21 protein-coding genes and 1 pseudogene are annotated in these 22,661 nt (G+C 47.9%); 21 read left to right on the top strand and 1 reads right to left on the bottom strand.

From position 1 onward, the window contains the following. Nucleotides 1–3 precede the first annotated feature (3 nt). The 21 genes and pseudogenes from wecB (at nt 4) to MNU25_RS20715 (ending at nt 21,831) form a co-directional block, all read left to right on the top strand. Nucleotides 4–1,131, top strand: coding sequence for a non-hydrolyzing UDP-N-acetylglucosamine 2-epimerase (wecB, locus tag MNU25_RS18460; protein WP_240986410.1), 1,128 nt, complete (start codon nt 4–6; stop codon nt 1,129–1,131). Nucleotides 1,132–1,273: 142 nt separating this feature from the next. Next, nucleotides 1,274–2,512, top strand: coding sequence for a glycosyltransferase (locus MNU25_RS18455; RefSeq protein WP_240986409.1), 1,239 nt, complete (start codon nt 1,274–1,276; stop codon nt 2,510–2,512). 48 nt (nt 2,513–2,560) lie between these two features. Next, complete coding sequence (locus tag MNU25_RS18450) at nt 2,561–3,772, top strand: glycosyltransferase family 4 protein (RefSeq protein ID WP_240986408.1); 1,212 nt, start codon at nt 2,561–2,563, stop codon at nt 3,770–3,772. Between the two features lie 22 nt (nt 3,773–3,794). Next, nucleotides 3,795–5,057: an O-antigen ligase family protein gene (locus MNU25_RS18445; RefSeq protein WP_240986407.1), complete on the top strand. Its 1,263-nt coding sequence runs from the start codon at nt 3,795–3,797 to the stop codon at nt 5,055–5,057. After that, entirely contained in the window at nt 5,054–6,325 is a 1,272-nt protein-coding gene (locus MNU25_RS18440; RefSeq protein WP_240986406.1) for a glycosyltransferase family 4 protein, read from the top strand. The genes MNU25_RS18445 and MNU25_RS18440 overlap by 4 nt, the downstream gene beginning before the upstream one ends. Nucleotides 6,326–6,436: 111 nt before the next feature. Further along, a complete protein-coding gene (locus MNU25_RS18435) occupies nt 6,437–7,759 on the top strand; it encodes a flippase (protein ID WP_240986405.1) in 1,323 nt (440 codons plus the stop codon). 23 nt (nt 7,760–7,782) lie between these two features. Continuing rightward, nucleotides 7,783–8,718 (top strand): glycosyltransferase family 2 protein, encoded by a 936-nt coding sequence (locus MNU25_RS18430; RefSeq protein WP_240986404.1) that lies wholly within the window; start codon nt 7,783–7,785, stop codon nt 8,716–8,718. Nucleotides 8,719–8,723: 5 nt separating this feature from the next. Beyond that, nucleotides 8,724–10,109, top strand: a complete 1,386-nt coding sequence (locus MNU25_RS18425) for a UDP-glucose dehydrogenase family protein (protein WP_240986403.1) — start codon at nt 8,724–8,726, stop codon at nt 10,107–10,109. 409 nt (nt 10,110–10,518) lie between these two features. Next, nucleotides 10,519–11,292 (top strand): GDSL-type esterase/lipase family protein, encoded by a 774-nt coding sequence (locus MNU25_RS18420; protein ID WP_240986402.1) that lies wholly within the window; start codon nt 10,519–10,521, stop codon nt 11,290–11,292. Nucleotides 11,293–11,408: 116 nt separating this feature from the next. Next, entirely contained in the window at nt 11,409–11,894 is a 486-nt protein-coding gene (locus MNU25_RS18415; protein WP_240986401.1) for a hypothetical protein, read from the top strand. Nucleotides 11,895–12,069: 175 nt separating this feature from the next. Beyond that, nucleotides 12,070–12,240, top strand: coding sequence for an SGNH/GDSL hydrolase family protein (locus MNU25_RS18410; RefSeq protein ID WP_240986400.1), 171 nt, complete (start codon nt 12,070–12,072; stop codon nt 12,238–12,240). A gap of 178 nt (nt 12,241–12,418) precedes the next feature. Beyond that, nucleotides 12,419–12,697: a hypothetical protein gene (locus MNU25_RS18405; protein ID WP_240986399.1), complete on the top strand. Its 279-nt coding sequence runs from the start codon at nt 12,419–12,421 to the stop codon at nt 12,695–12,697. Between the two features lie 665 nt (nt 12,698–13,362). Then, nucleotides 13,363–13,653 carry a hypothetical protein gene (locus MNU25_RS18400; RefSeq protein WP_240986398.1) on the top strand — a complete coding sequence of 97 codons (291 nt, stop codon included), beginning with the start codon at nt 13,363–13,365 and terminating at the stop codon, nt 13,651–13,653. 22 nt (nt 13,654–13,675) lie between these two features. Then, nucleotides 13,676–14,314 (top strand): metal-dependent hydrolase, encoded by a 639-nt coding sequence (locus MNU25_RS18395; protein ID WP_240986397.1) that lies wholly within the window; start codon nt 13,676–13,678, stop codon nt 14,312–14,314. Between the two features lie 26 nt (nt 14,315–14,340). Next, entirely contained in the window at nt 14,341–14,463 is a 123-nt protein-coding gene (locus MNU25_RS18390) for a preprotein translocase subunit SecE (protein WP_240986396.1), read from the top strand. Nucleotides 14,464–14,491: 28 nt separating this feature from the next. Beyond that, nucleotides 14,492–15,259, top strand: a complete 768-nt coding sequence (locus tag MNU25_RS18385; protein WP_240986395.1) for a hypothetical protein — start codon at nt 14,492–14,494, stop codon at nt 15,257–15,259. Nucleotides 15,260–15,526: 267 nt separating this feature from the next. Continuing rightward, the gene (locus MNU25_RS18380; protein WP_240986394.1) at nt 15,527–16,390 is read left to right on the top strand and encodes an HNH endonuclease; all 864 of its coding nucleotides are present in this window, start codon (nt 15,527–15,529) and stop codon (nt 16,388–16,390) included. A gap of 356 nt (nt 16,391–16,746) precedes the next feature. Continuing rightward, nucleotides 16,747–17,412, top strand: a complete 666-nt coding sequence (locus tag MNU25_RS18375) for a hypothetical protein (protein ID WP_240986393.1) — start codon at nt 16,747–16,749, stop codon at nt 17,410–17,412. A 593-nt stretch (nt 17,413–18,005) separates the two neighbouring features. Then, nucleotides 18,006–19,661, top strand: a complete 1,656-nt coding sequence (locus MNU25_RS18370; protein ID WP_240986392.1) for an IS1634 family transposase — start codon at nt 18,006–18,008, stop codon at nt 19,659–19,661. Nucleotides 19,662–19,878: 217 nt separating this feature from the next. Then, a complete protein-coding gene (locus tag MNU25_RS18365) occupies nt 19,879–20,739 on the top strand; it encodes a tyrosine-type recombinase/integrase (protein ID WP_240986391.1) in 861 nt (286 codons plus the stop codon). Beyond that, a pseudogene (locus MNU25_RS20715) lies at nt 20,732–21,831 on the top strand (IS91 family transposase). The gene MNU25_RS18365 and the pseudogene MNU25_RS20715 overlap by 8 nt, the downstream one beginning before the upstream one ends. A 388-nt stretch (nt 21,832–22,219) precedes the next feature. On the opposite strand, the gene MNU25_RS18350 reads toward MNU25_RS20715, so the two are convergent. Then, nucleotides 22,220–22,483 carry a hypothetical protein gene (locus MNU25_RS18350; RefSeq protein WP_240986388.1) on the bottom strand — a complete coding sequence of 88 codons (264 nt, stop codon included), beginning with the start codon at nt 22,481–22,483 and terminating at the stop codon, nt 22,220–22,222. Nucleotides 22,484–22,661: the final 178 nt, after the last annotated feature.

Here is a 22,661-nt window from a genome sequence, read left to right as displayed (position 1 = left end):
GACATGAAAAAACTCAAGTTAATGACCATCCTGGGCACGCGGCCGGAAATCATCCGGCTGTCGGAAGTGCTCAAGGCCTGTGACCGCTACTTTGAGCATGTGCTCGTCCATACCGGACAGAACTGGGACTATACCCTGAACCAGGTCTTCTTCGAGGAGTTAGGCCTGAGAGCGCCGGATCATTATCTGGAAACGGTCGGATCCCATCTCGGGGAGACGATGGGGAACATTATTGCCAGGTCTTATGAGGTCCTGCAAAGGGAAAAACCGGATGCCCTGCTCATTCTCGGAGATACCAATTCGGCGCTCTCCGCCATTTCCGCCAAACGCCTCAAAGTGCCGATCTTTCACATGGAAGCGGGCAACCGTTGCTTTGATCAGAACGTGCCGGAAGAAATTAACCGCAAGATCGTGGACCATATCTCGGATATTAACTTGGCCTATACGGAGCATTCGCGGCGCTATCTTTTGGCTGAAGGCATTCGCAGAGAGCACATTTTCGTTACCGGTTCGCCCATGCCCGAAGTGCTGCAGAAGCAGAAAGAAAGGATCGAAGGGAGTGATGTCCTGGAGAGATTGGGTCTTGAGCCGGATCACTACATTTTGCTCTCGGCTCACCGGGAGGAAAATATCGACCGGGAAAGCAGCTTTCTCTCTCTCATGAGCGCAATAAACAATATCGCGGAGCGTTACGGCCTGCCGATCATCTACTCCACTCATCCCCGGAGCAGGAAGTTTATCGCCGAGCGAGGTTTTAAGTTTCATCCTCTGGTCCGGAACTTGCCGCCCTTTGGTTTCCTCGACTATAACAAGCTGCAGCGGGAGGCTTTCTGCGTGCTCTCCGACAGTGGCACGCTCTCCGAGGAGAGCGCTGTCTTGGGCTTCGCCGGGATCCTGCTCAGGACTTCCACCGAGCGGCCCGAGGTCCTGGACAAGGGGACCGTGCTGATCGGCGGCATCCGTGCCGAGGAGGTGGAGCAGGCCGTGGAACTGGCCAGGGCCATGCAGGAGAATCAGGAGCCCACGGTCTTGGCCCCGGACTATGTGGATGAGAATGTCTCGGTGAAGGTGGTTAAAATTGTGCAGAGCTATGCGAAGATTGTGGATAGGGTCATCTGGGGCAAGAGGTGACATGGTCAATCACCCCATGCCTAAAGCCGTCTGAAGCCGGGGGCTTCCGCGCGAAGCATTCGGTGAGGAATCATTCAGACGGCAGACTTCGCGGCGGCTGTCGAAAGCTTTGGAAGCAAAAAAAGGCTAAGAAAGGCACTCTATGAAAGTACTTCAGATCAATTCTGTCTCCGGCTTCGGCAGCACCGGCCGCATCGTGACCGACCTGGACACGACGCTCCGGGCAAAGGGGATAGAGAGCTATATCGCCTATGGCAGGGAGGCGTTGGCGGAAAACGATCACACTTTGAGAGTGGGCAGGAAACTGGACTACATCGTTCATGGCGGCTTGACCCGGCTTTTTGACCGGCATGGTCTCTGGGGATCCGGACGGGCGACGAGGAAACTCATCCGGCGGATTAGAGAGATCGATCCCGATGTCATCCACTTGCACAACCTCCACGGCTACTATCTGAACGTCCGTGTACTATTTGAGTATCTTCGCGAAGCCCGTAAGCCCGTGATCTGGACTTTGCACGACTGCTGGAGCTTCACCGGGCACTGCGCCCATTTTAGCTATGCGCAGTGTGAACGCTGGCGCGAAGGCTGCCATACCTGTCCGCAGAAGCGCACTTATCCGGCGAGTAACCTGCTAGACAATTCACGGCGAAATTATGAGAAAAAGAAGGAACTGTTTACCGGATTGGAGAATACGGTCATTGTTACCCCTTCGCAGTGGCTGGCAGACTTGGTTGCGAAATCTTTCTTGGCCAAGTATCCGATTAAGGTTATCAACAATGGGATTGACACAGAGGTGTTTAAACCCGTCGATGGGGAGCCGGCGCGCAGAAAGTACGGACTGGGAAAAAGCTTCGTCATTCTCGGGGTCGCGAGCACTTGGAGCGAGAGAAAGGGGTTTAGCAGTTTTATAGAGCTGTCAAAGAGAATCGACGACACGTGCAAAATAGTACTGGTGGGACTGAGTGAGAAGCAGATGGCGAAATTGCCGGCTAACGTCATCGGGATAAGACGGACGTCGGATGTCAATGAGTTGGCCGAGGTGTATTCGGCAGCGGACGTGTTTGTGAATGCCTCGGTCGAGGAAACGTTCGGGTTAGTCACCGCAGAAGCGCTGGCTTGTGGAACACCTGCGATAGTCTTTGATTCAACCCCGGGAACGGAGATAGTGATGGAAGGGTGTGGGTACGTTGTCAGGCCGGATAATATTCAGGGTCTCGTGGGATGTATCGAGAAGGTGAGGGCCAAGGGAAAGAGTCATTACTCGGAGAGCTGCCGCCAACGGGTGGAAGTGAATTTCCGCAAGAGTGAGCGTTTTGATGCGTACGTGGAGGTATACAGGAACCTTGACGAAAAAGAACGTGTTAGGGGGCTCGGGACTTAATACTGTATACGTGATTAAACGTGAGAAGAAGCAGGGAGATTAACTGTCATGGAAGTGCTGTTTCTGGGATGCTTGTTCAATGAGAAGGAAGAAGAGGCCCTGATGCGGAAAAGCAGAATAGGTCTGCCGGCAGCGGTAAATATCTTCCAATGGAACCTAATAAAGGGTCTCGAAAGGAATCTTTCCAGACCAGTGGACATTGTCAACGTTCTTCCCGTCGGTACCTATCCTAGATATTTTAAGGATGCTCTTCTACCAGGGGAACGATGGACGCACTCAGAGGGAGCAAAAGATTTGGAAATAGGTTGCATTAATCTCCCTGTCCTTAAACAAGCCATGAGAGCCATAGCGAGTGAAAGGGCTGTTAGAAGATGGCTTTCCACTGTCAACGGTGACAAAAAAAGCATCATAGTCTACTCGACCTATCTGCCGTTCCTATACGCTGTAAGACACGTGCCAGACGGGGTGAATGTCACCTTGGTTGTAACTGATCTCCCGGAATTTTACGATCTAGCATCCTCGAATAGCCGGATAAAGAAGCTTTTGAGAACAATTAATAATAAACTGATCTACGCCTTATTGAAACGGATCGATAGCTTTGTAATATTGACCGAGCAGATGAGAAAGCCCTTGAATGTCGGAAAGAAACCATACATCGTTGTGGAAGGTCTTGTAGACGTTGAGCGTTGTGCCGATTACGGCGCTGGCAGCAGTGACAAGAAAACAGTCCTATATACAGGGACCCTAAATTTTGTATATGGGATTATGAACCTAATAAACGGATTCAGCCTGATACGTGGAGAAAACTATGAGCTGTGGATTTGCGGATCCGGAGAAGCGGAGAAGACTATTGTTGATGCGAGCAAGCGCGATAGTCGGATAAGGTATTTTGGTTTTGTATCTCAAAAAGAGATTCGCAAATTGCAACGAAGGGCTACAGTGCTAATAAATCCAAGAACCAATGATGAGGAATATACTAAATACTCTTTTCCGTCAAAGACCATGGAGTATATGCTTTCTGGAAGGCCCGTACTTATGTATAAATTGGAAGGAATGCCTGACGAGTACGATCCCTGTTTGTATTATATTGGTGGGAATCAACCAAGCGATGTCGCAAACAGTATAGTAGAGATCTGTAAGAAACCGAAGGCTGAGCTGGATGAGTTTGGGCGTAAGGCGCGGGAATTTGTGATAGAGAAGAGAAACTGTGCTGTGCAAGGAAAAAGGATTATAGAGCTAATTGAAACAATTAATGGGTAGATTGCGTTAGAAAGGGGATATTATGCGGTTAGAAGGAAACGCCGTTCCCAAGTACACATCATTCTTTCTATTGGTGTCAGCCTTTATTTTCTTAAATCCGTTTCACAGGGGAATACTCGGCTTAATGGTTTTGTCGGTATATATCGTTGCAATGATACCTAACAAAAGAATTACCAACGCCATTCTAAACGACATCGGGTTTTGGGTGCTGCTTTCATTTGACTTATTGACCTCAATTCTACAACTTAGTTATCAATTTATTAATAATAAAACGTTTGTGGACTATCTAACGTATCCTTTAATACTATACATTTTTGGCTTAATATTTGTTGGGAGGATTAAAGAGAAAAAAAGGATAATGTATTTTTTCTACGTTGTTATTATAGGTTTTGCAATAGTAGGGATTTCAACCGTTCTCTACACCACACATTTTTACGGCAGCACATTCGACGGCTTCAATTCTCGCGTTGGATTAAATCCATTGTTTGGAGATACCAAAATATCGGCAACAGGTGTAGGCATTTATGTTAGCCTAGGGATTGCCTTATCAGGTGTCTTATTTATAAAGACGACGAACATTCTTTTGAAGGGCTTAAACGCATTGATCTTTCTGCTTTCTTTATATGCGTCCTTGGCATTTGCAGATAGGACAGGGCTAATAGTCGCAGTATTATCCGTGGTCTCCGTGTACGTAATACAGATGAGACTGAATTCCGCGAGGAAAAACGTCAAAACAGCGTCGCTATATATCTTTATTGCCATTGCATTAATATTTCTATTCAATATTAATCTATTTAACCTGAAGACGATGTGGCTGGAATCAAGCGCATTTCAGCGTTTGACTGGCATGAGCCTAACCAATGATCCAAGATTTACCGCATGGGGGGAGGCATTCAAAGGGATGTTTTCCTACCCGCTTGGTGGAAAACAAGCACGGCTAAACCTAGACTATGCACACAACCTCTGGCTGGACGTTGGATGGACAACAGGCGTATTCCCGTTTCTTTTGCTTCTGGTCTTTTCTTTGCGGACAATAAGGGGATACTTCAAGATACTTAGGAACCAAGACCTATCGTCCTACCTGAAATACTTACTAACTGCTATACTTTGTGGCTTTTTTCTAACTTTTATGGTCGAGCCCGTTATGGAGGCGAACGTTCTGTTTTTTTGCGGCTTTTGCTTTATTTCGGGTATTATAAGTTCTCTTAGCAAGGGGGATGCCAATCCGCCCGTGTGCGTCTCGAGGCAGCCACTGGCAGTCCCGCTTGAGGAGGATCCGCTATGAAGGTATCTTGGCTCGTGAATGTAGCACTGCCTGAAGTAAGTCTGCTGCTGAACGAGGGAGCCACACCTTTCGGAGGATGGCTCGTAAATGCATCAGCATTACTGGTCAGACAGCCTGGTATAGAACTGTCAATTGGTTTCCCAAAAACGGGATTGAAAGACGCTTTAGCGCTGCGGGGTGCAGCAATAGACTTTTATGCCATTCCGTCAGTATCTCTCGCACAGCTAAGTGATCGAAGCGGTGAGCGACAACTTGAGAAGATAATTGGCCGGGTCAAGCCCGACATTGTCCACATTTTCGGCACCGAATACGCGCATTCACTGGCTATGGTAAACGTCTGCATAGACCAGGACATAGACGTCGTAATATCAATTCAAGGACTCGTGTCTGTGTATGCTAAGCACTATATGACCAACTTGCCCTCGTTCGTTCAAAATCGCTTTACTTTCAGGGACTTTTTGAAGCAGGATAATCTAAAGCAACAGCAAAGTAAGTTCGCAAAGCGGGGGAAGCATGAAATAGAAGCATTGCGAAAGGTCAGACACGTCATAGGTCGTACGACATGGGATAAGGCCTGCGTCTCTCAAATTAACCCGGCCGCGCAGTACCACTTCTGCAATGAAATTCTCAGAGAAGAATTTTATAAGCATACCTGGGATATCAACCGCTGCGAGAGGTATGCAATTTTCGTCAGCCAGGGCTCCTATCCTATTAAAGGCCTCCATTTTATGCTGGAAGCAATGCCATTAATACTTGAGCGTTTCCCCGATGCGAAGCTCTATGTGGGTGGGCAGGATGTAACCAGGGCAGAGACACTGAGAGACAAGCTCAAAACGTCGTCTTATGGGAAGTACATTAAGGAGCTCACCAAGAGATATAACCTTCAGCATAAAGTGTCATTTACTGGACTCCTCGATGAGCAACAAATGTGCACCCGTTATTTGCAGGCCCACGTGTTTGTTTCTCCGTCAAGCATTGAGAACTCGCCCAACTCCCTTGGTGAAGCCATGGCCCTTGGTGTGCCCTGTGTGGTCTCTCACGTGGGCGGGGTCCCGGATATGCTGACACACCGGAAAGAGGGTTTCCTCTATCAGGCGGACGCTTCATACATGTTGGCGCATTATGTGTGTGAGATTTTTGCGGATGACCAACTTGCGCTGGAAATGTCGAGTAAGGCGAAGCAGCGCGCCGGGAAAACGTATGACCGAACAGAAAATACTCGAAGGTTGACTTCCATCTACAGGGATATACTTTCTTTGGATAGTTGACGAACCAGGCGGGCCCGAGACGGAGAGGAGACCGGGCGTTCCGAGAGTATTTTATGGGACAGGACTGATAGAATTTTGAGTAACCCGATAGAAAACATGAAGAGGCAATATTTGAAGCTGGGGGAATTTATAGCTGGGAATGGAGTTGTTAACAGGACAGTCAAGAATGCCAACTGGTTGGTAAGCCAGCAAGTATTCAACATGGTTATTGGTGTAGTCGTAATTGCTTTCGTGGCACGTTATTTCGGTCCGGAAAAGTATGGACAGTATAGTTTCGCCAACGCATTCGTAGGACTGTTCACTGCGGTCTCGACGTTAGGCATGGAAATACTGACCGTGAAAGCCATTGCGGATGACACCTTCGATGACGGCACAATTCTAGGCACTAGCCTCTTGCTGCGCTTGTGTGGGGGTGTTTTGCTAACAGGATTGGCTATGTCCATTATCAAGCTCACCGAGCCAAATGACCAACACCTTCACATCTTGGTATTGATTATGTCTTTAACGATGATTTTTAAGGCTTCTGAGGTCATCGAGTATTGGCTTCAGGCTTATCAGAGAGCTAAGTTCTCAGCCCTGATTAGGATGGGTGTGAACGTTGTTGATGCGTTGTTAAAAATGGCCATGATTGTTTTCAAGGGAACCTTAGTTACTTATGCGTTAGTCTATATGCTGGATGCGTTGATCATCGGAATTGCCCTTTTCATTGTCTATAGAAAAATCAGAGAAACGGATTCATCGTGGCGAATAAGCCTTAGCTACGCCAAAGGCCTATTGTCCCAAAGCTGGTATCTCATCTTGTCTGGGCTCATGGTGACTTTATACATGCGCATTGACCAGGTTATGCTGGGAGCAATGCTGCCGAGCAAAATTGAACTAGGTATTTACTCGGCAGCCGTTCGAGTGGCGCAGATGTGGTATTTTGTTCCGATGGCCATCATAACATCCTTCAATCCAGTGATCATGAGAAGAAAGAGTACAGATGAGGCAGGTTATAACTCTTCAGTACAAGCTCTCTATACCATAGTCGCGTGGTCGGGAATAGGTTTTGGGGTACTAATACTATTGTTCTCAAGAGCGATTATAGGCATATTGTACGGGGCAGCGTATATGAAGGCTGCCAGTATCTTGTCAATTAGCGTATGGGCCGGAACATTTGCCATGCTGGGTTCCGCACGCTCCCTCTGGCTTCTGCGTGAAGGCTTGCAGAGATACACGCTGATATATACATCTTCGGCATTAGTAGTCAATGTAATTCTCAATCTCATCCTGATTCCGAGATTTGGAGGGTACGGTGCAGCTTTTGCGACATTGGCCGCACAAATAATCAACGTGGCGGTGCTGGGGCTATTCAAAGACACAAGACTTTCACTGTTGATGATAATCAAGGCACTTTCGATTAAGCGACTAATCAGGCTCAGGGACTATCTTTAACTAACAGAGGAGGTGTCACCAATATGTCTAACTTAAACTGGTTACATGCTCCGGTGATCGTTTTCGTTTACGCAAGGCCGGAACACACTATACGAACTATCGAATCTCTAGCAAAAAACGACTTGGCAGATGAGACACAGGTCCATATATACTCAGACGCACCTAAAAATGAAAAAGCGGTAGAAAGTGTGGCGGCCGTGAGAGAGTACATTGATTCCCTGCCGAGGAGAAAGCTCTTCAAATCAGTGAAGATCGTTAAAGCTGAGTTCAATAAGGGCCTTGCCAATTCGGTCATTTCGGGCGTAACAGAGATAATCGGAAATTACGGTAGAGCAATTGTCGTCGAGGATGATTTGGTGTCTGCTCCGGATTTTCTCAAGTACATGAACGGCGCGCTGGGTTACTATGAATCAGACAGGAGAATATGGTCCATTAGCGGATACACAAATTCATCCAAAATGATATTTCCCAAGGACTACAGAAGTGACCTGTATCTATCATATAGAGGATCGAGCTGGGGCTGGGCGACATGGAGGGACAGATGGGATCGAGTGGATTGGGAGGTGTCGGACTATCCGCAATTCAGGAAGAGTCGAGACCTGCGCCGCAGGCTAAACCGGGGCGGGCGCGACATGGCCGACATGCTAGACTTACAAATGCAGGGTAGGATAGACTCTTGGGCAATTCGCTGGTGCTATGCGCAGTCAAAGCTTGACATGCTAACCGTTTACCCAGTCGTTTCCAGGATAAAGAACATTGGCTTAGACGGCTCTGGTACCCACAGCGGAACGACGTCAGAATTCGATGCAACTATTGGAAAGGATGCCAGCAAATGTTCGTTTGAACGCTTAGACTTAGATCAAAGAATCGGACAAGTTTTCCGAGATCAGTTTGGAACGGGCTTTGATCACACGGTAATGCGAATAAAGAAGCATGCAAAAAGATTATTAGGGGTGTGATAGGAATGAGGATAGCTATCGCGGGTACAGGGTATGTTGGCTTGGTAACCGGAGTTTGTCTTGCGGAAAAAGGGCATAACGTAGTATGTGTGGATACTGATGAGAACAAGATAGCCTGGTTGAATCTAGGACGGTCACCTGTTTTTGAAGAGGGGGTGGAGGAACTAATTGCCAAAAATAGAGACAGGCTAACCTTCACGACCGATTACAGGGCAGCCTACAAAAACTCCGAGGTGACGATAATTGCGGTTGGTACGCCGGAAAAAAAGGACGGGTCAGCCAACCTATCCTACGTGTTCCAGGCGGCTATCCAGATAGCGAAAAGCATTGAGCGGGACACCGTCATCGTCATAAAATCAACGGTTCCAATCGGCACGGGTGACAAGATTGCAAAGATTGTTAACGACAACCTGTGTCACCGGGTCAATGCTGAGGTTACTGCTAATCCTGAGTTTCTGTCTCAGGGCACAGCGGTCAAGAACACCCTGAACGCATCACGCATTGTCGTTGGGGTGGAATCGGAGGAAGCCGAACGGGTACTTAGGGAAGTTTATCGGGGCTTTGACCAGGAAATGATCCTTACGGATAGAAAAAGTGCAGAAATGATTAAATACGCATCCAATGATTTTCTGGCTCTTAAGATATCCTACATTAATGAGATCGCAAATCTTTGTGAGCTGGTTGATGCCAACATCAATGACGTTGCCTATGGAATGGGATTAGACCCGCGGATCGGAGGTAGCTTTCTGCAGGCCGGGATCGGCTATGGAGGGTCATGCTTTCCCAAGGACACCAAGGCTTTGCACTGGTTAGCAAATTTCCACGATTACGAGATAAAGACGATTAAGGCGGCAATTGAAGTCAACGAAAACCAAAAGCTTAAGCTGATTAAGAAATCACAAAAGTATTATGACAGTTTTTACGGGCTAAATGTTGCGGTACTTGGACTGACGTTTAAGCCCAACACGGACGACTTGCGAGATGCTCCTTCATTGCAAAACATACCAATACTGTTGGATGACGGTGCGCATGTTAAGGCTTTTGACCCTATCGGCGAGCCTAACTACAGGAAGGTATTTCCTACGGAGGTTGAGTATTGCGAGAGCATTGAAGAGACTATTACGGACGCCGACATTTGCTTCATTTTTACTGAATGGGGCGTAATAAAGCAATTTGACGTGTCAAAGTTCGCGCAATTGATGAAAAATCCGATCGTGCTGGACGGCAGAAATTGTTATGACCTTAATCAGATGAAAGGGCAAGGTGTTGTCTACGAGTCGATTGGAAGAAGGACAATAGTTGGGAAAGCAGCTCACGCCGAGTTCCTTCATCCAGGGAAGTTGGTGCGGGGTTCCGTGGTCTACACGCATAAGAGGGCGATGGAAGTCTAAGGCTGAGGCCCCTGTTCTGTAAGTTCGATCTGAAATACTATTACATTAATACTCTTTCTTTATTGGCCCTGGCGCTTGCGGACGTTGTATTAGGCAATGCTTATGTCAATGTTTTATTGGCGTTTGCCATGGCCTCACACAACATGCAGGTAATGGTATCACCTGCAGCCCGACTCGCAGACTTGGTTCACTACGGGGCAAGAAGACATCAAACACCATGGGGGAAGCTTACAGGGTCTGGGCTGTTCTCTCAAAGGGAAAAGCTTTTTGAAATATTACGAGTCAAGTGTAGATGAGGCGGCAGATAACGCCGGGCTATTCACTGCCGGCCGGGCTCTTAGGGCCTCGCCAAATTTCCGCCGTGCCTATGTACATAACCGACTCAGCCAGCAAACGTGGGGGGGAGAGTATGCGTAAAAAGCACCCGGACATCCGAATCGTCGTGTTTGCCCTCATGATGGCGGTTATGGTTATCATCGTGTTGGATCTTCGGGCGAATGAGGGGCACAAGCAGCCTAGCGGCAGTCCTGTCGCGACGGGACAACTTAAAGCGAGCGAGTCGGCGGCTGCTGTGACGCAGCATACCCAGCCGAACCAAGACCTGACACCAGCACAGGATCACAGGAACGAGGGCACGCCTCAACCCCTCAACTCCAAGATCGTAACCGTGGGAGACTCCTTCACGTACGGAAACCCGGTGGGACCCGGGAACTCCTGGCCCCATTGGGTAGGCAGTCATCTCGGAATCCCGGTCATCAACGAAGGCAGAGTCGGTCAGACTTCTCAGGACGTGCTTGCGCACTTTGACCCGGATGTGGTGGCGCAAAAGCCCGGGCGAGTCATCATTTTTGTCGGAGATGGGGATGCCATTCAGCGGGTGAGCGAGGCGGACTATCAAAACGCGGTCGAAGCGATGGTAGAGAGGGCGCGGGCTAATCACATTATCCCGATCTTAGCGCTCCCTCTGCCTTATCCCGGGCTGGGGCAGCGGATTAAGGCCATGCAGGATTGGCTCAGAGGTTATGCCAAGGAAGGGAACATCCAGACCCTGGATTTTGCTAAAGTTCTCTTTGACAGTAAAGGGGTTTACCTCAAGGGCATGTCGAATGATGGAAAATATCCTTCGCTGCAGGGCTATGAGGCCATGGGGAAATACGCGGTTGAACTCTTGGGCGGAGGATAGCGGTGTGTTTGGGGCGGTGATTAACACGAAGGATGAGCAGCGGTGAGTAAGGCACGAACTGGGAGAGGCTATGTGAGGTGGACCGTGGTTCTTATAAGAGGGAGGAGCTGTATTCAATGTCAAAGGTAAAAGTGTCGGATTTTTATTATGGAGCGGTACTTTCAATACTGTTAAACAGGCACATTCACCCTGCTCTGGTGGAGGGCGATGAGGATCGGCAAGTGTATGATTTTACGACCGACAACGGTGAATTTAGATTGTTTATTAAGTATCGGACTGACAAGAGTGACGTAAAGGCGGAGGACTACAACAGTTGGGTTTTTAGGCTGACTGAGAAGGATATAGACGAGATAACCGGATACATTGACCAGGGTAGGAACCTTGTTGTGGCACTTATGTGCGCCGTGGCGGGGCTGGCGGAAAGCGAAGTTGCGGCTCTGACGAGAGACGAAATAAAAGAAATTATCGATCTTGGGAAGCAATCTATGACTATCAGCCGGAAAAAGGGTGAGCACGCCTATAGAATATCCGTTGGTGGTGGCAGGGACCATGCGATGCAGGTCAAGGTCAATAGGTTTGACGAGTTATTCAAGGCAAATTAACTAAAACCGTCGTTGCGTACCAATGAACTCTTCAATTCGGAGCGGTCGCTTCCGGGCACCGGAGCACTCGGGCAGACCGAGGCTGGAAAAAAGCCGACAGATCGAATGGAGCCAAGGCCGGTTACGGACCCTACGTAACCGGCCACCGGGGGCGAGTTACGGGTCTCAAGCTTGGGTGAGCGCCTACGCTAAAGAAGAGAACATCCGGACTCTGGATTTTGCCCAAGTTCTCTTTGATAGCAAAGGAATCTATCTAAAGGGTAAGTCGGGTGACGGCAAGTATCCCTCACTTCAGGGGTATGAGGCGATGGGAAAATGTGCGGTTGAGGTTCTGGGTGGAGGCTAGCCGGGTGTTTTGAGCGGCAATACGTAGGCAGATAAGCCGTGCTGACTGCGATAAGACCGGGTAAACGCTGCATGATTTGGAACCGTGGTGCTGGCGGGATATACCTTTAGGATAGATGAAGATGATGGGAAGTTCCTCATGCAATTCAATTATCGTGAATTTGAGAGGAGAGGGATAAATGGTGAAGGTGAAGAACCTAAATGGAACTGGGGATAACACGCCTCCCGGTGGGTACTCCTCATGGAAAGAGTGGTGGGAGAGCAAGAAAAGAAGGCGGTTCGGGATCTGCTCCTGCGATGATTGCTCTTCGAGGGCGGAAGTTGGGGCCCATGTTCAAAAGGTGAGTTCAACCGATAGGAGCTGGTACATCGTTCCCCTGTGCGTTGCCTGCAACAAAAAGCCCAAAGCTGAGGTATTTGAAGTGAGGGGATCTGATTTAGAAGCCGCAAATCCGTGACCTAACTTGAGTGTTGATTGATGCATGAGGCTAACTTCCCATCCTCGATTAGACCATAAATTCCGTGGCGAGATCCTGGATACGGCCGAGAAATGATTCTTTGTTTTCGGGGGACGTGCGGTGTGGGCGGTTCAAATGGCCCGTGACCTTCCTGAATGGAAGTTTATATGAAAGTCCAGGATTGTAACTTGGTACTACCGCCTCGGGAAAAAGATTGCTGGGCGCCGTTTATGAATTATGGCCTTTTAATAGCTGCCTTAAGCCAAAACCGGGAGCACGGTTTATACTGGGTGTCAATTACCATTATACGCCGGAGTCCTCTAGGAAGGGACTGGGCAACAGCTGGATTTCTTTATACTCGACCACAATTCCTTCGTCCCGTCGGAATTGTGCCGGGGTCAGTCCCCCACACAACGGGAAAGTATTCTGACAATGAAATTGCAACACAGCGCGATTGATTAACTTGGCCAAAGCCTTCAAATAAGTAGGCTCCAGCGTTTTTTCGTCCGTAAAATAGGGCGCATTACTGATCGTCTTAAGGCAGATTAGAAAGCCCCATCGGTCTTCTTGACGATAAGTCCTGCCCACTCATAAAGTGGGCGTTGAAATAATCTGAGCGTTGCCCTTGTAGGGATGTAACACGTCAGCGTCGTGGGAGGAACGAAATGCGCAGGAAACATGTAGAGATACGTATTGTCGGAGTAACCTTTGTAATAGCGGTTGTGGCTATAATCGCACTCTATCTTCGGACCAATTGGGGGTCCAAGCGCAGTGGCAATCCCGTGGCGGCGAAGAATCTGTCCGGCCAAACAGTGTCAAGTCAACCGACGCAAATATCCTCGCAGGCTGCTCAGCCGACCCTTAATCGGACACAGACACAGACCCAATCCGAACCTCAGACTGAAACCCAAGGACAAACGACGGACCTGGCCGAAGGTACGCTGCTGAGGTCGTGAGCGTCCGAGCGGGGGGCGGCGGATGGGGGCTGGGTACGAGGCGAGGGGAAATATGCGGTCGAAGTATAAGTCAACGCCAAGGTTCCGAAGTCACCCAAGGCACGAAAGGATAAAAGATGTTCATTTTTGGTCATGTGGGTTTTACGACCTTGGCGGCCGGGGGGTCGAAAAGGTTACCGGCGAAAAAAGGCTGGATTATCGGCTGGTGGGGGTCGGTTCACTCCTTCCGGACCTTATCGATAAACCCATCGGGAGAGTCCTGTTTCAGAGTACATTTGAGAGCGGGAGGGTCTATGCCCACACCTTAGCTTTTGTCCTACTTCTCACGGGGATAGGGTTATATCGGTTGTACCGGTATGATAAGCTGGGCTGGCTGGTGTTGGCCGGAGCGAGTATGTTACACGAAGTGTTCGACCGCATGTGGATGTTGCCGCGTATCTGGTTTTGGCCGTTCATCAGCACACAGCTGAGTCAACAGACGAACGGAGCCGTTCCGGCGGCCAAGATGGCTTGGGTTTACTCGGAATTTCAAGGCCTGATGACGGATCCCTACATCTACATCTCTGAAATCATCGGGCTTGGGATCACAACCTACTTTGCCGTCAGACTCTACAAGCGGCGTGGGTTTTCAACCCCCTTAAGGACCGGGAAAATGGGATAGGGTCGTCTTGGGCGGAGGTGAAACGGATGCCGTGGAAAGCTTTTAAAGGTGCTTTTTTGCAAAAGCCCAGTCGTCAGGAGGTTATAATTACTCTGACCATCGTGCTGGTTGCGGCGGTTGTCATTGGTTTCTTTGTGCTGCGTTCCTAAGGACCAAGGAGAATGGGTGGAAAAGACGATGAAAAAGAAACTTCTGATACTGACAAGTGTGATCGTTGTGGTCTTAGCCGTTGTGGGACTTTGGGGATACAATACCTTTTTCCGGGTTAACCCCAAAGTGAAGCAGCAGCTCTATCACCAGTTCGGAGCGAACTTCTTCAACACGTTTCCGGATAGCGCCGGGGGGAAGAATTCCGCTGCTTCCGGGGGCGTGGCCGGGCAGGGGACTGGAGTGACCGGGCAGGGAGCAGGGGTGAAGCCGGGCGGTGCGGATCCCGGAGCACCTGGGTCCACTGTGCCTTTCGACTCGTCCCGAGGTTCATCGGGGGGTTTGTCAGCGAGTACCGGCTCGGGGAGCCATGACCCCAGCGGTGGTGTACCGGGAGGTACGTCCGGGGGAAATCCCAATTCGTCTCTCGGGAGTGGAGCCCCGTCGCTCACAGAGGCCGGGGTCGTCGGGCAGTATCAGCCGGAAATCCGTTCTTTGCAAAACGTAGCCCTCAGCCGCTTGGATACGTTGTACGCGGCGGCTGTTCAGGAGTACCGGGAGGACAAAGCGGCCGGTACCCTTAACCGTGCGGCCCTGGCCCAGAAATATATCCAGGCAGGAAATCTTTTAGAGGCTAATGTGGATAATCGCTTCTACAGCATCATGGGCTCCCTGCACTCCGAACTGGTCTCCGACGGTCTGCCGACGGATGAAGTGGGAGTGATTAAAAGCCAGTATGAAGCGGCCAAAGCGGCCAGGCGTTCGGCGATTTTGGGCCAGGCGTTGAGGGGGAGGTAGGCAATACGAGGATTTTGTTGAAAAACGGGCCGTGTTGCTAAACGAATATGCAAGTAGCTTAATCAACTAAGGAGCACATAGTTGCTACTTATTTTTTAAAAACTTGCTTTAAGAAAGTCTTTATCGTGGCAACGGATAACAGCGTTTTCATAAAATCTGAGAGAACATGAAAATAATAAGCAGACTTCAGGAATACGCGGGACGTTAGCCGAATCACTGAAAGGCCGCGCCTTTATGCGCGGGAATTTCGCAAGAGAGGATTTAAGCATGCCAGAAAATAAAATAAAACGTATAGATATGCACTTCGCGTTCTCTATTGCTGATAAGATGATTAGTCTGTTTAATTCAGATGATGTTGAAAGTAATCTAAACACCATGCTTTGGATAGATGCGATTGAGGCAGATGATTTTATTAAATATATGATTGAGGAGAATTCAGCTAAACTTCTAAAACCAGACAAGAATACTTTGTTACATGAATTTATTAGAGTCTATTTTATAAATTATTTAAAAAATGAGAGATATTATTTTGTTGATTCAATTATTGAAGATTTAGAGCTTGAATTTATTAAGGTATTTTTAGATGCTAAAGTCAAAGTATTAAATGAATATAATATAAGTGTAAAAGATTATCCCGAAAATTTATTAAAACTTAATAAGGAATTTGAAGATTCAAATTTAAAAAACGACTCTAAATATACTCAAGGATTTAGAGAGATTTGCGATGAAATAATTGGGCTATTCGAAAATATTGAAGGCAGTGTTGTTACTGCAACATTTTATTTATTGTTAGTTCTATTTCAATTTAACTTCTTTCTATCAGCATATATGAATCAAAAGAATATTACATCGGACGTTTTTGATGAAAGTGGTCATATAAGAAGATGTACAGTTTGGCTGAAAAAGGCAATTTATTTCCGGGACAGAGGAAAATGTCAACATTGTGGCAAGGATTTGACCGGATTATTAAATATCGTTGATGATAAAGGTGCTCATTTTGACCACGTAGTGCCTCTCGAAAAAGGTGGATCAAACGACTCAACAAATTTTCAGTTACTATGTGATGAGTGTAATTTGACAAAAAGTTATAAGATGATTTGTCCTAACTATTTTTATCAAATATATTGGTGAAGTCATTATAAGGATGGTATTCTTCAAGGGAGCGCCGTCCTGCGGATCCTTAATATGGGGTTCGACCATCTTCACTTAACAACGTGTTCCCGTAATTAGATTCCCCTGAAAAAGTCCCTATTTTATAACATCCAGCCAATGCCTCCGTTGCTAAACCCTTTATTCATGCGAGTTGGGTTGGATATCTCTGGCAGAGATTTCTTCGAATTAGCAGTTTTTCAGGGGAATCTAATTAGCCAATTATGAATATATTATACGCTACGGAAGAATGTTAAGTAATAATCGGTCGCATTAATCTAAGCCGTCATGGCAGGGAGTAAATATTTGTATAAAAACTATAAGAGGGGGACTAATTTATGCCATTTATAAATGAAATACACGATAAAATACGGGAATATGTCTATGGACATTTGCCAAGTAAAGATTGGTATGATAAGAATTTTTATCCATTTATCAAAGACGCGAATTTGCGAGAAAGATTAATTGTAGAGTATAAAAATAGTCGAGTTATCTATAAAATTTTTGAGGGACTACAAGCAGAAGGCGAATTATTATTAGCTCAAATAAAAACTCAAGTGATTATGTATGTTTCTATACAAGAAGCAGTTATTAACTATATTTTGTTTGAACTATTAGTAGATCAAGACCCTGTGCGTGAACTACTTTATCAAGAAAGACTTACACAAATTATGATACCAAAATATCAAAAAGAAAAATTGCAAAAAGAACTTGTTCATGATGGGAAAGAGATATTAATTTATTATAAAGAAAAAAAGCCAATTGATAAAACAAAAATACGATATGACCAAAAGGTAAATTCTTGTTATCATTTAAAACTTATTGATTCACAATTAAGAGAAGACCTAATCAAATTATATGAATATAGAAATACAGTACATATAGAAGCAGAGTTAAGGAAGAACCTGGATTACAATCTTGAGATGGGGCTTTTAGCATACAGAAGAGTTGAAGGTCTAAGTATACAGTTAACGGAAAGTTTAAATCTTTACCTAATACATTAAGGTGAACCGCACCATATGTAATTGTCAGTTTACCCACTTCCCATTATCCATATACCCGTTTAAGCTCTTAAGTCCAAACATCTTCGAAAAGTGCTCGACCACAATTCCTCCGCCCCGTCGGAATTGTGCCGGGGTCAGTCCCCCACACAACGGGAAAGTACTCTGACAATTAAATTGCAACACGGCGCGATTGATTAACTTGGCCAAAGCCTTCAAATAAATAGGCTCCAGCGTTTTTTCGTCCGTAAAATAGGGCACATTACAGATCGTGTTAACGCAGATTAGGAAGCTCCGTCGGTCTTCTTGACTATAATTTCAGCCCACTGATGAAATAATGGGAGTGTTGTTTTTGTTTCTAGATATCCTGAAATCAGGTTATAACATGCTGTTGCCCCCAGGGTTATTCTCGGCTTCGACAGTTTTTCGTGGATTTAGGCATCCGTTAAAAAATGGATGCCTTTATTCATGCGGGTTTCAGGGCTTATCCACAGGCAAAAACAGTGAAAATGTGTAGGCACACGATTATGTGGATAAGCTGTGGATAGCCCTTATTAATACTTGAAGGTATGTCTGACTTGTGGTAAAATGTAGGCATGTATATACGTGTGACGTCTCGTAAGAACAAAGATAATAGTGTGGTTAAGTACGTTCAGTTAGCTCATAACGTTCGTAATCCGGAAACCGGCTCTCCGCAGGCGAATGTCCTTTTTAATTTCGGACGTTTGGATCGGTTGGATATGGAGTCCCTTCGCCGGCTGGAACGCAGTATCCGGCGTTTCCTCGGGGAACCGCTCGATCCGGTGGAGGCCCCGAAACCGGAGCTCCTCTCCTGTCGCCCGCTGGGCGGTGCCTGGTTTCTGGATCAGCTCTGGCGGAAACTCGGAATCGATAGCATTTTGAAGCGCCGCTTGAAAGAGCGCGAGTATCGCACGGAGGTGGAACGCGCTCTGTTCGCGATGGTGGCTAACCGGGCTTTGGCACCTTTGAGCAAGCTGCAATTGGAGAAATGGGTGCCCGAAAAGGTAGTCATTCCCGGCCTTGCGAACGTGGAGGTTCAGCACTGCTATCGCGCGATGGATTTCCTCTTGGAATCCCAGGAAGACGTTGAGCGAGAGGTGTTTTATGCCGTAGCGGACTTGTTCCATCTTGAAGTCGATCTCCTGTTCTTCGATACCATCTCGACTTACTTTGAAATGGACGCGTGGGACGATGAGGAACAGGACTTAAAGGCGCTGGGTCACTCAAAGGACAGCCGGCCCGATTTGCCCCAAATTGTGATCGGCCTGGCGGTCACACGGGACGGGATCCCGATTCGCTCTTGGGTCTGGCCCGGCAATACCTCCGATATGTCGGTTATCCCGGAAGTCAAGCGGGATCTGGCGGGTTGGAAGTTGGGGCGGGTCGTGAGTGTGATGGATAGGGGTTTTTCCTCCGAGGAAAACTTGCGGATTCTGCAAAGGACCGGGGGCCACTACATCGCTGGAGAACGTCTTAGAGCCGGTAAGCCCGAAGTCGAGGAGGCCCTCTCCCATCCCGGAAGGTTTCGCACGCTTCAAGAGAATCTGGAGGCGAAAGAAGTCGTTGTCGGCCACGGTGAGGCCCGCATCCGCTACGTTCTGGTCCGTAACCCTGCGGAAGCCAAGCGTGATGCCCATACCCGCACCAAGCACCTGGAGAAGCTGAAGCAGAAGCTCGCGAAGCTGAAGGAGCTGGACGGAGAAGCGCACACCAAAGCACACTGTGCCCTCTACAGCCATATCGTCTACAAGCGATATTTGCAAATCGATGCTAAAGGCAACCTTAGGATTAACCAGAAAGCGGTCAAAGCCGCGGAAAGGTTGGACGGGAAATACCTTATCCGCACCTCGGATGACACCCTCTCCATAGAGGATATCACCTTGGGCTTCAAACAGCTTTGGGAAGTGGAGCGGGCTTTTCGCACGCTCAAAACGACTCTGGAGCTACGGCCTGTTTACCACCGAAAAGACGATCGGATCTGTGCCCATGTCCTGCTGTGTTGGCTGGCTTTGCTCCTGGTACGCCTGGCAGAAGTAGAGACTCAACAAACCTGGGCCAACCTTCGTTTCGAACTGGAGAAAATTTATCTCGTCGAGTGGGAATCGACGGACGGGAAAGTCTTTCAAAGGACAGAATTAACCCAAGAGCAAACGGGTATTTTTTCAGCACTCAAATTGCCGGAACCCCCGAGAATATGGGATATTTCGCTTCCCAAGGGACAAAAAGTGTAGGTACACGGTACGTTATCCACAAGTGCCTGAAGCCCAGATGCCATAAGGGTTTGAGGCACTTCCCGTGTCTACGGACTGTCGAAAGCGAGTTATTCATTCTCATCTTATTGTACTAAACCGCTGCGCGGCGGCTAAGGATTAGCCAATAGCCCACTATTTTAATTTGAGACACGATGCCTTCTTAGTCCCCAAATTTGACTTAGAAAGGATGATGATCATGCCCCAAAACTCTCAAACGCTTTCTTCCCATCTCCAACAGATGAAGTTCGAAATGGAGCTTCGTGGCCTTTCCCCAAACACCCTCAAACATTATCTCTGTCATTTAAGGATGCTGGAAAAGCATTTTGACAAGTCGGCGCCCCAGGTCTCACCAGATGAACTCAAAGCGTATCTCCATGTCCGCATCAAATCCGGTCTTAGCTACAGTAATATTAACATCTCCTGCAACGATTTTAAACTCTTTTTCAACAAGGTCCTCCACTATGGCGGGTCGGACGACGTGATCGTGCGGCCCAAAAGACCTAAAAAGCTTCCCTCTGTTTTGTCTAAGACCGAGATTCTCTCTATCCTTGATCGCGTGGCTAATCCGAAGCACCGGGTTATTCTCTTGACCACCTACTCTTCCGGCCTACGTATTTCTGAAACCCTGAATCTCCGTATTGCAGACATTGATTCCAAGAACATGATGATCCGGGTCCATCGTGGCAAGGGCAACAAAGATCGATTAACCGTTCTGTCCCTTGAAAATCTAAAAATGCTCAGAAGCTACGGGCCACTGTATAGACCCACAGACCTGCTTTTCCCTGGGCTGATTCTAGGGAAGCCCATGGCCGCCAGTGGTATCGAACAAAGTTTTCGACGGGCCAAAAAGAAAGCCGGCATCGCCAAACCCGCTACGGTCCATACCCTGCGGCATAGTTTTGCCACCCACCTTCTTGAATCACGTGTGGATCTACGTACGATTCAGATGCTTCTGGGGCACAGCGATATCTCGACGACGGCTCACGACATTCACCTCTCAACTCAGCATCTGGCTTCCGTAAGAAGTCCTCTGGACGGACGTGATCCCAATGCCTGAACTGCAGGATATCTTTAATCAGGTCCATCTTGAGGCCATGTCTCCGGCTCAGGCCAAAGCTTTCAACATGATTCGTCACTGTCGAACTTCACTCCTCGGCTACCCTGCCGAAGTCTGCACAGAGTGTGGTTTCGTGGATGTTTCTTACAACTCCTGTCGTAACCGGCATTGTCCCAAATGCCAACACGCGGTTCAAGAAGACTGGGTTGAAGCTCAGATGACCAAACTTTTGCCGGTGGGCTATTTTCACGTCGTGTTTACCCTCCCTCAGGCCCTGAATACCCCCGTTTTTCAGAATCAGAAGCTTCTCTACTCTATCCTGATGCAAGCGGCCAGACGCTCACTGAACTGGCTAAAGATCGTAAATTCCTCGGCGCAACGATCGGAGTGACTTCAGTCCTTCATACCTGGGGCCAGAACCTATCCTTTCATCCTCACGTTCACTGTATTGTTCCGGGCGGCGGCCTTGCTAACGACGGCCTTCGCTTTGTCTATTCCCGCAAGAAATTCTTCATCCCTGTAAAAGTCATTTCTAACAAGTTCAGAGGTAAGTTTCTTTACCTTCTCAAACAGGCCTACGACAAGAGGGAATTGGTCTTCTTTAATGAGACTGCCCAACTTGCCTTCCCAAGTCACTTCCTTTCCCTGATCGATCCACTGTATCGCACCCCCTGGGTTGTCTTTTCTAAGAAGCCCTTCAAGTCTCCAGGGCACGTCGTTCGCTATCTTGGCCGTTATACCCACAGGGTCGCGATTAGCAATTCTAGAATTCTGTCCTTTGACGGCCATTCTGTCCGTTTTGCCTGGAAGGATTATAAAGACAACGGTAAATCGAAAGTGATGACCCTGGATGCGGCCGAGTTTACCCGAAGGTTTCTTCTGCATGTCCTCCCAGATCGATTTATCAAGATCCGGCATTATGGCATCCTTTGCAGCCGGAATATCCATACCTTGCTTTCAAAATGCAGACGTCTTACTGGAAGCGGGCCCTCGATCCCGGACCTTAAGAAACACGCGAAGTCTTGCCCTGCCTGTGGAAGTCTTGACGTGGTGGCGCTTGTTTTTCCCAAACACGCTCCCGCCAGTCCATGAATCTCCCGGAACTGAAGATTAATTTAAACTGCCCCTTCTGGGGAGGGGGGAGCTTACCCATTTTGGGGATTTTACCGGCTAATTTGAACGAATTCGATAAGCTATCCGGATTGGTTTCTCTCCCCAAGACAATTTTGGCCCCCATGGAAAAGATTGAATCCCCATATAGACAGACTGTCATCCGGCAGACGGTTTAGTACAACAACAGATTCATGACGTTCAGTATACTTCTCGGCGTGATTGCCCTCTTTAAAGCCACTGATTTTTAATCACGGGCTTTTTCTGTATCTAGGAACATCATAAATCTCTATAAATTTCTCTTAGCCTGGTGGCTGCGCAAGCGTGAGCGAACCGTAGCGATCATTTTGCTCGCAACGACCTTCATCCTCTATGCTTGCTCAACGGATATTGTCAGTTCACTCTTAATGCGCAGTTTGGAAAGCCGATTCAATCCTCCGACTGCCTTAAACGGAGACGTTCTAATCGTGCTTGGCGGCGGGGCCACGTTAGACACTCCGGACGTAGAGGGCAGGGGAAACCTCAGTGGCTCCAGCATGGATCGTGTCGTGACCGCCGTCAGGTTGTATAATAAAACGGGATTGCCCATCATCATGTCGTCAGGCCAGGTTTTCGCCAACACCTGCTCGACCACAATTCCTCCGTCCCGTCGGAATTGTGCCGGGGTCAGTCCCCCACACAACGGGAAAGTATTCTGACAATTAAATTGCAACACAGCGCGATTGATTAACTTGGCCAAAGCCTTCAAATAAATAGGCTCTAGCGTTTTTTCGTCTTAAAATAGGGCGCATTACAGATCGTCTTAAGGCAGA

The sequence above is a fragment of the Acididesulfobacillus acetoxydans genome (assembly GCF_902729405.1).
GTDB lineage: Bacteria > Bacillota > Desulfitobacteriia > Desulfitobacteriales > Desulfitobacteriaceae > Acididesulfobacillus > Acididesulfobacillus acetoxydans.
This window is presented reverse-complemented; position numbering and strand designations above follow the sequence as displayed.

Bases quoted from the DNA above. Each gene is read 5' to 3' on its own strand.
- MNU25_RS18380 (WP_240986394.1), top strand. From the start codon at position 15,527: ATGCCAGAAAATAAAATAAAACGTATAGATATGCACTTCGCGTTCTCT.
- MNU25_RS18375 (WP_240986393.1), top strand. From the start codon at position 16,747: ATGCCATTTATAAATGAAATACACGATAAAATACGGGAATATGTCTAT.
- MNU25_RS18395 (WP_240986397.1), top strand. From the start codon at position 13,676: ATGGGGGCTGGGTACGAGGCGAGGGGAAATATGCGGTCGAAGTATAAG.
- MNU25_RS18390 (WP_240986396.1), top strand. From the start codon at position 14,341: ATGCCGTGGAAAGCTTTTAAAGGTGCTTTTTTGCAAAAGCCCAGTCGT.
- MNU25_RS18415 (WP_240986401.1), top strand. From the start codon at position 11,409: ATGTCAAAGGTAAAAGTGTCGGATTTTTATTATGGAGCGGTACTTTCA.
- MNU25_RS18455 (WP_240986409.1), top strand. From the start codon at position 1,274: ATGAAAGTACTTCAGATCAATTCTGTCTCCGGCTTCGGCAGCACCGGC.
- MNU25_RS18400 (WP_240986398.1), top strand. From the start codon at position 13,363: ATGCGCAGGAAACATGTAGAGATACGTATTGTCGGAGTAACCTTTGTA.
- MNU25_RS18370 (WP_240986392.1), top strand. From the start codon at position 18,006: ATGTATATACGTGTGACGTCTCGTAAGAACAAAGATAATAGTGTGGTT.
- MNU25_RS18365 (WP_240986391.1), top strand. From the start codon at position 19,879: ATGCCCCAAAACTCTCAAACGCTTTCTTCCCATCTCCAACAGATGAAG.
- wecB (WP_240986410.1), top strand. From the start codon at position 4: ATGAAAAAACTCAAGTTAATGACCATCCTGGGCACGCGGCCGGAAATC.
- MNU25_RS18430 (WP_240986404.1), top strand. From the start codon at position 7,783: ATGTCTAACTTAAACTGGTTACATGCTCCGGTGATCGTTTTCGTTTAC.
- MNU25_RS18440 (WP_240986406.1), top strand. From the start codon at position 5,054: ATGAAGGTATCTTGGCTCGTGAATGTAGCACTGCCTGAAGTAAGTCTG.
- MNU25_RS18405 (WP_240986399.1), top strand. From the start codon at position 12,419: ATGGTGAAGGTGAAGAACCTAAATGGAACTGGGGATAACACGCCTCCC.
- MNU25_RS18425 (WP_240986403.1), top strand. From the start codon at position 8,724: ATGAGGATAGCTATCGCGGGTACAGGGTATGTTGGCTTGGTAACCGGA.
- MNU25_RS18445 (WP_240986407.1), top strand. From the start codon at position 3,795: ATGCGGTTAGAAGGAAACGCCGTTCCCAAGTACACATCATTCTTTCTA.
- MNU25_RS18385 (WP_240986395.1), top strand. From the start codon at position 14,492: ATGAAAAAGAAACTTCTGATACTGACAAGTGTGATCGTTGTGGTCTTA.
- MNU25_RS18450 (WP_240986408.1), top strand. From the start codon at position 2,561: ATGGAAGTGCTGTTTCTGGGATGCTTGTTCAATGAGAAGGAAGAAGAG.
- MNU25_RS18420 (WP_240986402.1), top strand. From the start codon at position 10,519: ATGCGTAAAAAGCACCCGGACATCCGAATCGTCGTGTTTGCCCTCATG.